This window comes from Methanomassiliicoccales archaeon, assembly GCA_038740345.1.
Classification (GTDB): Archaea; Thermoplasmatota; Thermoplasmata; order Methanomassiliicoccales; family UBA472; genus JAJRAN01.
This window is the reverse complement of the sequence record JAVYMA010000004.1, coordinates 1-12,947: the sequence shown is the minus strand read 5'-3', so window position 1 is coordinate 12,947 and position 12,947 is coordinate 1. Positions and strand designations below refer to the sequence as shown.

Annotated in this window: 10 protein-coding genes; 5 read left to right on the top strand and 5 right to left on the bottom strand. The window is 40.9% G+C overall.

The annotated features are described in order from the left end of the window. Positions 1–984 (bottom strand): diphthamide biosynthesis enzyme Dph2, encoded by a 984-nt coding sequence (gene dph2, locus QW520_02190; protein ID MEM0448613.1) that lies wholly within the window; start codon positions 982–984, stop codon positions 1–3. Positions 985–1,027: 43 nt separating this feature from the next. Next, complete coding sequence (locus QW520_02185; GenBank protein MEM0448612.1) at positions 1,028–1,546, bottom strand: 50S ribosomal protein L16; 519 nt, start codon at positions 1,544–1,546, stop codon at positions 1,028–1,030. 876 nt (positions 1,547–2,422) lie between these two features. Between QW520_02185 and QW520_02180 the strand changes: the two genes are divergently transcribed. Further along, the gene (locus tag QW520_02180; protein MEM0448611.1) at positions 2,423–2,695 is read left to right on the top strand and encodes a YhbY family RNA-binding protein; all 273 of its coding nucleotides are present in this window, start codon (positions 2,423–2,425) and stop codon (positions 2,693–2,695) included. Positions 2,696–2,843: 148 nt separating this feature from the next. Further along, positions 2,844–4,106: a serine--tRNA ligase gene (gene serS, locus QW520_02175; GenBank protein MEM0448610.1), complete on the top strand. Its 1,263-nt coding sequence runs from the start codon at positions 2,844–2,846 to the stop codon at positions 4,104–4,106. 465 nt (positions 4,107–4,571) lie between these two features. Here serS and QW520_02170 read toward each other — a convergent pair whose 3' ends face one another. The 3 genes from QW520_02170 to QW520_02160 all read right to left on the bottom strand — a co-directional run bounded on the left by QW520_02170 (position 4,572) and on the right by QW520_02160 (position 10,999). Continuing rightward, complete coding sequence (locus QW520_02170; protein MEM0448609.1) at positions 4,572–5,882, bottom strand: mechanosensitive ion channel; 1,311 nt, start codon at positions 5,880–5,882, stop codon at positions 4,572–4,574. A gap of 57 nt (positions 5,883–5,939) precedes the next feature. Next, on the bottom strand, positions 5,940–10,106 hold the full coding sequence (locus QW520_02165; GenBank protein MEM0448608.1) for a lamin tail domain-containing protein: 4,167 nt from the start codon (positions 10,104–10,106) through the stop codon (positions 5,940–5,942). A 143-nt stretch (positions 10,107–10,249) separates the two neighbouring features. Further along, the gene (locus QW520_02160) at positions 10,250–10,999 is read right to left on the bottom strand and encodes a helix-turn-helix domain-containing protein (protein ID MEM0448607.1); all 750 of its coding nucleotides are present in this window, start codon (positions 10,997–10,999) and stop codon (positions 10,250–10,252) included. Positions 11,000–11,075: 76 nt separating this feature from the next. Between QW520_02160 and QW520_02155 the strand changes: the two genes are divergently transcribed. The 3 genes from QW520_02155 to QW520_02145 form a co-directional block, all read left to right on the top strand. After that, positions 11,076–12,629 carry a radical SAM protein gene (locus tag QW520_02155; protein ID MEM0448606.1) on the top strand — a complete coding sequence of 518 codons (1,554 nt, stop codon included), beginning with the start codon at positions 11,076–11,078 and terminating at the stop codon, positions 12,627–12,629. Next, on the top strand, positions 12,626–12,814 hold the full coding sequence (locus QW520_02150) for a 4Fe-4S binding protein (protein MEM0448605.1): 189 nt from the start codon (positions 12,626–12,628) through the stop codon (positions 12,812–12,814). Before QW520_02155 ends, QW520_02150 begins: the two co-directional genes overlap by 4 nt. Further along, a partial coding sequence (locus QW520_02145; GenBank protein MEM0448604.1) for an FAD-dependent oxidoreductase occupies positions 12,811–12,947 on the top strand: 137 nt, incomplete at its 3' end. The genes QW520_02150 and QW520_02145, both read left to right, overlap by 4 nt.

Sequence of the window (12,947 nt, the reverse complement as noted above, 5' to 3'; positions counted from 1 at the left end):
TCACCCTGAGATGCTGTCGAACGCATAATCGTCCCATGACCTTATACCTAAAGCAATCTCAAGCTCTAATGGCGTGATGATGGGTCGGTGGAATCTAGCAGCCTCATCGATAGCGATGCGGGGGCACGCAGTTGACACGAAAATATCAACTCTGAATGACAGCAATTGCTCAGGTGTGACGTTATCCATGGCTATCAGGACGGCATTTTTCCCTCTAGATTTCAACAAGCTACGCAATGAAAAGGCAAGTTCCTTCCTTTTCTGTCCTATTTTTGTAGAGATTATAACAGCGAAATCTTTGGCCTCGGATGCGAGAGCTATTGCAGCATACCTCTGGCGCAGAACTCTATCCTTTAATTCCCTAACATCCCTTATCTCTTGCAAGGCAGGGTCTAAAATGAGGACGTCTTTCTTGGTCTCCAATGCTACGGCCAAAGCATGAAAACCCCCCGTCCCGATAAAGAGAAATTGGTCAACGCGGTGTTGGATAGATTTGGCAGAGGTAACGTTACAACCCAGTATCTGACCAGCGTGACTCACCCTTCTGTCTCCCTGACCAATATGGGCTTCTACCCCTTTCGATTCTAACCATTCTTTAATCTTGGGTAGGAGAGGAAGATGCTGAGAAGTGCTCACCAGGCCGATATGCTTGCGAGCCATTGGCAAAAGCTTAGGTAGCAGTTCATCAACAGAGCAGTCCATTTCCGCTTCTATGAAAAGCACATCCTCATCTTTCCCGAGAGAAGGGATGGGAGTGTGAGCAAAATGCACCAGCACATCCGCTATGGAATGGAAATCCTTGCTAAGGTCGCAAGCACCGTAACAAGGATCGCCTAGAATAATGCATTGGCAATTGCTCTGTTCCTCTATCTCTGCTACCAATTTCAAACCTTTGATTTTCAAACCCTCAGGCAACTGCAACGCGACTACCTTAGCTCCTCTAGCTCGAATGAAATCCACTATTTCGGGAATACGAAAATTCATAAAAACCATTGAACAGGAGCAACCATGGTCGAAAAAATTTGACCTAGGCTATGAGCTCCTTTCCTTTCTCCACCTGGATATAGCAAGGCGTGGGAAGCTTTATAGATGCGGCCCATAATGCTTCCTTTGCCACTGCAGCTGCTGTTGGTGGGACCCTCACTGTTATTATTACTTGACCTGGACGAACTCTAGCCGCCGTACCTACGGCCTTGCCGAACGCAGCTCTCATGCCACTTGAGACACGGTCAGCCCCGGCCCCTGTGGCCAATTTATTCTCGCGAAGGACGTTGTGAGGATATGTGCGAATCTTGAGGTAATAGTTGCTTGCACCAGCTTTTTTAGCTAAAAGCCTGTTGGCAGAAATACGCGCTGCTTCGAGAGCCGTGTGTCGAATCTGACATAATTCCTTAACCCGAAGTGAGAACTCAACGGGAAAGTCCGCATTGGGGTTTCCTAGATCGAATTGACTGATACGCGGTGCGGGTACACCCCCCATATATTCCTTTCGGGTATAAGGCTGACCCTTGACCTGGGTATACATCCTTGCCGGCTTGCGCGACATTTGATATCACCATCTCATCATGACTGAGAGGGAGCCTAGATTAAGCTTGTGGTATATAATCAATATGGTATCCTGAGGGTGTTTTTCCCCTGTTTATACATTAGAATATAAGCACCAACTTGACCGTGGTAACAATTTTCCAATGTCTCTTTAAAGTAACTTTTCTGGATCTGTCCTTTTAAGAGCGTCCTGAAATGTTGAGAACGTTAAATAAAAAATTTTTCGTGCCGAGATTGAACGCATTATTTTGTATCCTTTGACCTCTTTGACGCACGTTCCATATCCACCTTTCCTTACTTTCTCATCGACTTTTAACTTTCTCACCAATTCTTTCAATGATTCTAGATATAATATTATTTGAGCATAAATTATGAAAAATAAGGAAGTTTAAAATTAATCAGCGCAATGTAACAAATCAACGATATATATCTAAATGCTAAATATTGAAATCATGAAATTAAATCTTATTGTTACAGAAGGGTAACGTGGTTTTAATCGAAAGGATAACAATTTATGCCAAAACCTAATGAGGAAACCGTGTTAGAGGCCAATTAATGTCCAGGAGCAGATTGTCCAATCGGGAAATGAGAAAAATCGCTGAAACCAGGATTTTACAACTTCTATCCCTATCGACAAAAGAGATGAGTGCTGGCAATATCGAACGCGGCAGAAGATATTTCAGGCTAGCTAGGGCCATATCGTTGCGCACAAACACCCCAATGCCTAAAGGCATCCTATTTTGCCGGAAGTGTAATAATCTACTCCTTCCTAGTAAGAACTGCATTGTCAGAGTCCGGCGTGGTAGGATTGTGATTCATTGTCTAGAATGCGGCGAAATACGCCGTAAGCCATTTACGAGAGCTAAAGGTGTTAGTCATGATAAAGAAAATGAGTAAAAACGAACTTAAGTCAAAAGGAACCAAGCTTAAATCGACCGTACACATCGGGAAGGAAGGGCTTAGCGCAGCTGTCGTGGATGAAGTTGGGAATCAATTAAGAGCCAACAAATTGGTGAAGATCAAGATTCTTGAATCTTCTGCAGAGTTTAAGCACGCCATTGCTGAGGAATTGACAATAAAGACAGGAGCGGCTCTTCTTGAGATTAGAGGCAATACGATTCTAATCTGTCAAAAAGATATTTTAAAATAAAGCTAAAGGCAAATATTTCCCACAGATAGAGTTTGCGGCTCATGTTAAACAAATGAAATGTTTTTTAGCTACAACTCTAAGCCGAGTTTCTATTCGACCAAATTCTTTAAACACATAATAACAGTTCGTGACAACTTGAGTTGTTAAAATGTTAGACGTGGACGTGATCCGCAAGAACCCAGAAGCTATTCGAGTCATGCTCCAGAATCGAAATTATCCAGAGGAGATTCTAGATCAATTCCTCAGTGTGGACAAGGAGTGGAGAGCGTTAGTAGAAGAGTCTAATCAATTGAAGAGATATCGGAACCAGGTCGCAGAGCAAGTACCCAGGCTTCGTGATGAGGAGAAACAGCGCACCATTGCAGAGATGAAGCGCGTTTCCAATAGAATCTCAGAGATTGACGCCAAGATAGCCCAACTTGAAGAGCAAAGGAGTGAGATTGTTTTAAATATGCCTAACATCCCCGATGAAAGCGTTCCAGTAGGCAAGAGCTCAGCGGAGAATATTCTAGTCAGGGAATGTTGCACAAAGCCAACATTTGATTTTATTCCCAAGGACCACATCGCGATAGCAGAGGACCTGGATATCATTGATTTTAAAAGAGGTGCAAAGATCGCTGGAAGTGGCTTCTATGTGCTTAAGGGAGATGGTGCAAGATTGGAGAGAGCGATGATCAATTTCATGTTAGATCTTCACCATTCCCAGGGCTATAAAGAGATATTTCCACCAGTAGTCGTGAATAGAGCTGCTGTTATAGGTACCGGTCAATACCCGAAAATGAAGGATGATATGTATTGGTGTGAACGCGACGACCTGTGGCTGAACCCTACTGCAGAGGTTCCATTGACAAATTTGCTGCAGGACGAGATTCTGGATATAGACCAGCTTCCAATCTACCTAACTGCCTATTTGCCCTCCTTCCGAAGGGAGGCGGGAAGGCATGCTGAGATGCGCGGCATAATAAGGGTTCATGAATTTAATAAAGTAGAGCTGGTAAAGTTTGTTCTCCCAGAAAATAGTTTTCTTGAGCTTGAGTCCTTAACAGCTGACGCAGAGGCTGTCTTTCGCATGCTTGGCCTTCCGTATCGAGTAATAGAGCTTTGCACGGGAGATTTAGGTTTTGCTAGTGCCAAGACCTATGACATAGAAGTTCATGCCCCTGGTACTCAGTTATGGCTGGAGTGTTCGTCTTGTTCGTGTTTTACTGATTTTCAGGCCAGGAGAGCTCGCATCAAGTTTCGAAGAGCCCCTCATTTGAAGAGTGAGTTTGTCCATACCTTGAATGGATCAGGCGTCGCCCTTCCAAGGACGATGGTGGGGATTTTAGAGAACTTTCAGAATAAAGATGGAACGGTCACTATTCCTGAGATTTTACGGCCTTATATGCAGGGCCAAGAACTCATTGAATAGAATCTACAAAGCGAGAGCCTTTCTCCCCCATTTTTACATATAGATGGATCTTAGGCTATCCAGATTTAAAGTAAAAGCCAAATCGCCACATTACCTGAATTGGCATGCAAAAATTATCCTTAAAAAGTTTAAAAGTTATTTTCGGGGCCTTTTATATTTCTTAAACCCGATTCCAAACCAATCATATTTGCTTCGATATAGCACCGAATTGGGTGAATAGACTAATTAAATCAGAATAAATCATGTTGCAAGTTATTAGTGAACTGACTCCAACCTGACCCGATGTATTACAGATTACAATCTATCCAATTACCGATTGGTTAACGTTAGGGCAAGAAGACCAATTAGTCCTTTAGCCGTCATGACTCATATTAACGTAAATTTGAACCATGCATTAATCGCTCTCAAAAAGCAACTGTTGGTTCAATATAATAACATAGAATTTCAACGATATTATTAAAAGGCTCAAATCTTCACTTTCTCATCTGCAGCTTGAGCAAGTTGAATACTTTTAATGAGGTCGGACCTTACTTTTTTTGCTCTCAGAGCATCCAGCACATAGGCATTGAGTTCATATCTAATTTTTCCATCATGGATATCAACGGCATGCAAAATCGGGGCCGGCTCTTTCATAAGACCATCGACCGCATTTACGGCCCTCTTGACCATGGCTTCCACATCCTCATACAAAATCATTATCGGGACATCGAAAATTACGGAGATGCCGTGAGCCAAGGAGCGCTTATAATTAAGGACTCGACTGGAAATTATTTCGCTGTTAGGCACACTTACTGTCTCTCCGTCCTCAGTCCTTACCTTTGTAAAGACTAGATTTTTTTCAATAATCTCGCATATTAAATCGGTGCCTATCCGAACTTTATCTCCCACGGTAAATATTTCCGTGTTCATTATTGCTAACCCTGCCACTATGTTTTTAATGGTGGGATAGGAGAGAGAAATGCTTAGAGAGATGAAGACAAGAATAGTGACTATCAATATTATTCCAACCTGCTCCAACCCCATCACTGAAAATAAGATGAAGACCGTGACCATGAACCCTATCAAATAGAAAACATAACGCACCAAGGAATTGAGTAATTCTACTACCTGAGGATCGAATTTCTTGGTTCTGAATTTAAAATCCTCAAAAATAGTGTTAATTAACCTTATCGTTAAAAATAACGCTATTAAGAAAATGGCTAGAACCTCAATTTTTCCCCCACTTTCTTCCCAAAAGCGAGACAGATGCTCTATTATGTTAATGTCAGAAATCTGTGCCAATAGTACTATTACAACAAAAACAGCAGCTAAAATATAGACAATGTAGCTAGCCAAGAGACTAACGATCTCCGCAGCGCTGCCTTGCATCCCCTTTCCAACCGAGCGAAGTCTATAGTTTCTTGATATATTGCGGAACATCTTGGCGACTAAGCCAGCAAATAATACTGCCATTAAAACAATAACAAGTTGGCTTATTAACCCTATATAAGGCTGCCACACGCTCCGATTGAATGATTCCCACATCTCGGAAAGCACTAGGCCAAGCATCAGCAAGATGATAGTTATCATGGCAATTTTTGCCAGTTTCCCTAAATATTTAATAAGATCAGGATCCAGATATTTATTATCAGTTGTTTTCATCTTTTCTAGATTTTTATTGAAATAAGACCATAGATAAAGAAAGACTACAAAAATTAAAAAAAGCAATAGCAAAGACCAACCATAGCTAGTGAGCCAATCATTAGCATCTGTGGCGGCAGAGATATCTTCATACATTGACAACATATGAGCTCTGGTATTTGTGGAGGATATTAAAACAATATCATGACGGAACTATAGAGACCATGTTTCCTCCGTATTTTGTTGTATAGCTGTCCTAGAGCTTATTTCAGCTTTTAATATCCAATAATCCACAAGACAATCCGCATCGACAGAATATAAGTTCTTAATGAATGAACCTGGTATTGCTTCAAAAAGGGCTCCGAAGCGCAGTCTACATTTTTGACGATCTTCCAAGGACGCTGTGAACGTAGCCAGATTGACCTCAATCACACCTCCAAACATAAAACGCCTACTTTCTGAAACGGAGGATATGATTTTAGGTAATCCTGTTCCTGCGAATGCACCAAACCGTATGTATATATCGTCTGTGAATTCGTTCAAGGGTCGATGAGTGGACGCTGAAATAGCTCCTGGATTGCCTATATTGGCTAGAGCCGAATAAATCGTTTTTGCTAGCCAAATCAGGCCGTCTCGAACACCATCACCGGTGACTACTAAAGTTAATCGAAGCTTTCCATCGATTGATTGTGTATAGTCATGAATAGCCAATTCTATAAACAGGTTCAGCTCAAGTATCGATTGGTATATAGTTTGTATTATAGTGTCCACTACTTCCTTTATCGCATTCTCTATTATCCGACCTAGTGAATTGATGTCGAATAATTCATTTCCGAACTGAGTAAAGGCCCGGATAACAGCGTCCTTCAATAATATTAGGAGGCGCTGAGAGTCACTCAAATCAGAAAGTATAACTCCATTTGGTTCTCCTTTTGTCTCATCTTTGAGAACCCAGCGATCAGAACCATCATAGGCTCTTTGCCATGTCTTCTCATCATTCAAGAAATCTGTTATAAAGGGAGTAGAGTCAATCTTTCTCCCCTCAGCATCGTATAGACCTAAAGATTCACCTATTGGAATGCCATTTTCTCCCCCATTATCCAATGATTGAACTTTGAATTCAATTATCTTTCGAGATTTTGGAGGCATAATTTCAAAATCTAAGACCATCACGGTCTGATGCCCGTGGACTGAACGAATACACCAGTCTCTCACATCTATTACATTCGAAGAAGGGTTGTAAAGCTCTATCCATTCATGTCCTCTATCTTCCCCGCAAGGATTTAACTCAACTTCATTAATCAAAGGATGATTATTTATTGAGCTTCTATATTTTATTTCGAAACCTGCATCGATAGATGCAGAAATACCTGGGATTGGTAGGGGAATCCTTGAGAGCAACTGGCCCAAACCAGGAATTTCCGATAATCGGAAAGATTTCTTGTCGTATGATACCAGAACAGGTAGTTTTATTTCTACTATAAAGTCGCTAAATACGCCTTTAAGCTCTGCAAAATGATTAATAACCGCCATTCTGGGATCGATCAAACATTCTGATTCCCAACCCTTACCGCTAAATGACATATTGATGATAAGGTCTGGTCCACTACGATAGACATCGACGAAACATGCGCTGACCGACATTTTTCCACCAAGAATCCTAGTAATCATCGTTACCCTCAGGAATTCTTTTGATTGACCTAGGAAAATAGTGGTCGATCCGAAATCTAGAATGAATTGAAGCCCACCAAACTCAAACGAAATGCTCGTGCTTTGCATTTGGGAGCTTATTTTCTCCTTTAACCAGCCAATGAACGAACCCAGAGCTCCATCCAGCATGTCTGATATATTTTGAATGAAAGACAGTAGAAGTTCAGAAATATCCTGAATGAACTTTGTGGCATAACCCATTACTCTATTGACTAAATCCTGAAAGAATGAGAAGACCTCTTCCGCAACATCAGCTATCCAGCAAAAAGCTGAACAGACGTTCTTCCAGATTTCTTCAAAGATTTGTGCTATACTTTTAATAAAAGTGATTGAAGGAGAATATTTTACTCCGGCCAACGGCCAGGCAGATGATGAAGTAAAATCAAGCTTAAATCCAAATGCCGATTCAGAATTGACTTCCAGAGGTGCAAAAAATGAAATTTGATTTGAAGAACCTCCACTACACTTCACTTTTACAGATAGATTACCTTTTACAAGTAAAGAGAATGAACTCTGGTATGCTGAGAATGTGAGATTATCAGGATTCGTCAAGTGCAAATTTGAGCCATTACCTCCAGAATATATTGAAAAAGGATTCTCTAATTTAATAAATAGAGGGTAAGAAGACATTATCCATGGCATATTCACTTCAGGCAGTAGCTGTTGCCTGGCAACTGCGCCATAACCCGTATCGATGCGAATTTCCCTTGATGGAATGGATATTTTGGTCTCGTCGCATCTTAATAACAAAGCTTGTTCCTGATCCTCAAACATTCGCTCACAAGCTTGTAGCAGAATCTCTTTGATACCTGGAATAGAATGAATACACCCCTTGGCCAGAAGCGAAATGGCTTGATCGAATCTGCATGGCATCTCATTTATTGTGGCATTTCCGAAGACCTCTAAGTATAGATTTATGATTGGTTGACTAGTTTTAATGTAGGCTTCTTCAATTCCTTGTCTTGCCCCCATATGCCCGCAAAATTTCCATAAGTTTGCTAAATTTTGAGAAAAAAGGTCTATTGTGGGTGCGTCTAAATACATTGTTTTATCTAATTGAGAACGGACTAGGCGCGATGCTAATTCATCGAGCGCACTCTCCACGCAAAAGTCCGTTCTAACAATTTGATTCATTTTATTTTTAATGAATTGAACCATGCTCTCCGCTAAGGGATCTTTGAAAATATTTTCAGACACAATAGAATCTATAATTTTATCCAGCTGTAAAAAAGCTGATTCCATGGCTCTGCGAATGTTGGACTTTGCTTCGAAGTAGAATGTTCGTGAGTCAGTAAAATCGAGCTCCAATATAATTTCTCCGAGCCCAAAGCCATTTGCCATATTTATGGCGATTTTCTGAATGAAGCGCTTAATTGATTCTGCGAGGTCGAAAGTTGCTCTGCGATAATCAATGATAAACTCTTTCCAAACCTCGTTTGTAATTACATCTATCGTAGGGAAATCGACCAAGTATTCTCCACCTAGGAATAACTGAATTTGATTCCCTTGTTGATCACTAAGGTAGAATTCGTGATTAGGAAACACTATAGTAGCGTCTGGATTATCCATATTTAACCAACGATATGATGATTCCTCCAGGCCATACGAAATTAGTTTATTTTGAATCCATTCCTGACTGAGTTGATTGATTCTATCCTGTCCCAAATATTCTGCAAGTACCTGATTAAGGCCAACCAAAGAATCAGTGTAAATACGCTCCAAATCTTCTCCAATATCCAAAATTTGAAAATAGTCCAACCAGCTGAGGGTTATAATATCAGCCATTGAGAGAATCACTTGGGCCAAGACCTTTTCTGCATCGAAGTGATTGGCACCGAGAAGCATAAGGAATATGTCCGCCGGATCCACTTTTTCTGCAGAGCTCAATAATTCTTCGAATTCCTGGACACTAATTTGTACGGGGAACCTATCCAAAACAGCTTTGGCAGAATTCTTATCGAATGCCCCAAAACATTCGATCTGTAAAAAGATGACTGCCAACCCCACTGCTCGCTGTATATCATCATGGGTTATGATCTCTGAAGTGCCGAATGGCCCATCTTTACCAGCTATTCCAAAGCCTTGTAGAATTCGCATTTGCGCTAAGGAAGTTAACTCGTATTGTACTATTCTATCAAATCTGCCCTTAGGCGAAGTCAGGGCAAGATTAAAATCCTGCATTCTATCTTGTAAGAGTGGGATTGGAAACCAAATTCGCTTCTCGATTTCCCTTTTCAAGATGATATTATCAATTTTTCTTTTTACGAAAATCTCATAATTACCTCCCACGGATAAATAACAAGGAGCTCCTTCAAATGCCCATAAATTTTTATTTTGAATCTCGGTATTTTTAGTCCTATTTAGCGAAAGGCGCAAGTAATCAATATGAAGCTTTGTCGAGGAAAGATTTATCTCCATTTCATTCCGATTTTTTGGGTACCTTCTAGAGATCTCGTCCTGAAGATCTTCCGAAAATTTTTCCTGCAGAAGGGTTGCATTTATCGAGTTGAAGCTTGAGCATGCTTTTATCGCGGTCTCAATGACCTCCTGCTCAAATTCAATTGCTATCTTATCTCCCTCCTGAACCATGGTCTGGATTTCAGAAGAAGTTAAAGAGGATCTTTTGCCTTCTAAACGCATCATGAAAATTGCACTCGCGCCAGCAAGCACTAAGATTGTGATCGCAATTATCGCGAAAGAAGCCTGAGCCTTTGTGTCGGAGCATAACTTATCGCATCTTCTACCATACATCAAACGTTCTAGGTCAAGACGGGTTTAATAATAGGAGAATTACCCGCAAATTACCTTTTGTTTCAATCTTTTGAAGATTCCAATCTGTCAATTACTATGCGCATGAAATTTTCTAAATGGGACGCAATGAAAGGGTTATCAGAATACCCACATAAGGAGAGATCTGGAGCAGCAATTATAGCTTCTTTAGAATCGCATAAAACATCAGTAGCCAGGAGGTCTTTTTTGCGATAAAGTTTAGTGCATTTTGGAGGTTTTAGAAGAGGTTCAGTGATAATAATTACTTCAACTCCCCTTCCGACTGCATCTTTAAAACGCTGTGCATGTTCATTCCTTACTTCATGAATCGCTGGAGTAGATATAATGAAATTGTGAACAGAAGCATCCAACATTTCGCCAATTTTACCGAGTACCCCTCTCTTTCCAGCTATTGTATATACTAATTGAGGAGTTCCTTTTTCACTTAAAGTACCTCGGATAGCTTCTAATTTTTCGAAGACGTCCTCTAGTTCTGCTATGACCTTCTTTCTAATTTCATCGAGTTGAATTGGATGATAAATAATAGGGCGCCCGGAAGTAGAATTTGCTAATCCTTTTTCACATAAAGAATTGAGGGCTTTGTAAGATGATGTGCGAGGTATTCCAGATAAGTCTGAAATCTCATCTGCAGTTCCATGATTTCGTGCGATTAATGTCACAAGAGCACGTGATTCATAATCACTCAGCCCGATTTTTTCCAAAGTAGCTGCAATCTTCTTATATTCATTCTCCAAAGATTGTATGTCTAGCTTTAAAATCTCTAATATATTCATATGATCATTTGTAGCTGATGCAGCTACATAAATATTAAATTGCATCGGTTTTTTACTTCAAGGCAAGGTAATTGATATGATTGCAAAGCCAAGCACTCTCCAAAAGGGTCTTCCGAAGAAGACAGAGTCCCTTTGCCCTGAGTGTGCGAAAGTTATTCCAGCTACCATTTTTGAAGAAAATGGAAAAGTAATGATGGAGAAAGAATGCCCTGAACATGGCAAGAACAAGGATGTTTATTGGTCGGATAAAGAACTCTATCTCAAGGCAGAGAATTTCGCTTATGATGGAATTGGAGTAGAAAACCCAGCAATTCCTAACGCTAAGGTTTGTCCCAACGAATGCGGTTTGTGTCAGCTTCATTTGACACATACGTGCCTAGCAAATGTTGATCTTACCAACCGATGTAACTTAAAATGCCCAATTTGTTTTGCTAATGCGAATGCAGCAGGCTACGTTTATGAGCCCAGCTATGATGAGATTGTCAAAATGTTAAAAATGCTGCGTGATGAACGCCCTGTTCCGACCCCTGCGGTGCAGTTTTCAGGAGGAGAACCTACAATTTACCCACGATTTATCGATGTGATCGCAAAGGCAAAAGAAATGAATTTTGCTCAAATTCAGGTTGCCACTAACGGAATAAGGTTCGCGCGAGAGCCCGAGTTCTTGGAGAAAGCCGCTCGGGCTGGGATGAATACAATTTATTTGCAATTTGACGGTATAAAAGATGATATTTATGTGGCTTCTAGGGGAGTTCCACTTTGGGAAGTGAAAAAGAAAGTTATTGAAAATGTCAGAAAAATGGAAAGGCCTCCTTCAATAGTTCTAGTTCCCACCGTAGTTAAAGGAATTAATGATAATATGGTAGGTGATATCTTCCGCTTTGCCCTTAAGAACATGGATGTGGTTAGAGGGATTAACTTCCAACCAGTTGCATTTACTGGCCGCATAGATCAAGAAGAAAGGGCAAAGATGCGCTACACCCTTCCTGATTTGATAACGGATTTGGAAAAACAGACTAATGGGCAGTTGAGGAAGGACGATTTCTTTCCTGTTCCAACTGTAGTCCCTATCTCGACATTGGCTAGTGCTTTGCTGGAGCAAAATAAAGTCACCTTCACCACTCATCCGCATTGCGGGATGGCAACTTATCTGTTCGTAAAGAGCGAAAATGAGGTAGTGCCATTAACACGATTTGTTAAAGTCGAGCCTTTGTTTAAAGAACTTTACGATCTTAGCCTTAAGGCTGAAAAAGCCAAGCTGAAACTACCTTCAAAAGTTAAGGCGCTAAACATACTGAAAAAACATATGATTGAAGAAAACATTCCAGATGGCCTTTCTACCACACAATTCCTTAAAATGATAGGTACCGTTCTCAGCGATTCGTCTAAACAGGCGTTGGCTAAGTTCTCTTGGAATATGATGTTTATTGGTGGAATGCATTTCCAAGACAATTATAACTACGACATTGAGAGAGTGAAACGTTGCGCCATTCATTATACTACACCCGATGGTCGTATAATACCATTCTGCGCTTACAATGGCGGTCCTACTTACCGTACAGAAATAGAAAAACGATTCTCGGTTCCTCTGGCTGAGTGGAGGAAGAGGCACGGGGAGGAATATACTTGAATGATTGGATGCATGTCAATGTGGAGAAGTGCATGCATTGTGGTGCTTGCGTGGGCACATGCCCAGAGAATGCGATTTACTTACATGAAGTCATTCTAGAGTTTAACGCATCATGTACCAGATGTGGTCGCTGCGTGAAAATTTGCCCAGTTGGAGCTATTAGAATGGAGGTGAAAAATGCATGAGGGCGGATTATGATATTATTGTGGTGGGAGCAGGCCCATCAGGAAGCATGACTGCTTATCATGCCGCCCGAAAAGGTGCGCGAGTTTTAATGATTGAAAAGCGTCAGGAAATAGGAGCCTCTCTTCGATGTGC

Excerpts from the sequence above, each read along its gene's own strand:
- dph2 (MEM0448613.1), bottom strand. The coding sequence starts at position 984 with ATGAATTTTCGTATTCCCGAAATAGTGGATTTCATTCGAGCTAGAGGA.
- QW520_02185 (MEM0448612.1), bottom strand. The coding sequence starts at position 1,546 with ATGTCGCGCAAGCCGGCAAGGATGTATACCCAGGTCAAGGGTCAGCCT.
- QW520_02180 (MEM0448611.1), top strand. The coding sequence starts at position 2,423 with ATGATAAAGAAAATGAGTAAAAACGAACTTAAGTCAAAAGGAACCAAG.
- serS (MEM0448610.1), top strand. The coding sequence starts at position 2,844 with ATGTTAGACGTGGACGTGATCCGCAAGAACCCAGAAGCTATTCGAGTC.
- QW520_02170 (MEM0448609.1), bottom strand. The coding sequence starts at position 5,882 with ATGTATGAAGATATCTCTGCCGCCACAGATGCTAATGATTGGCTCACT.
- QW520_02160 (MEM0448607.1), bottom strand. The coding sequence starts at position 10,999 with ATGAATATATTAGAGATTTTAAAGCTAGACATACAATCTTTGGAGAAT.
- QW520_02155 (MEM0448606.1), top strand. The coding sequence starts at position 11,076 with ATGATTGCAAAGCCAAGCACTCTCCAAAAGGGTCTTCCGAAGAAGACA.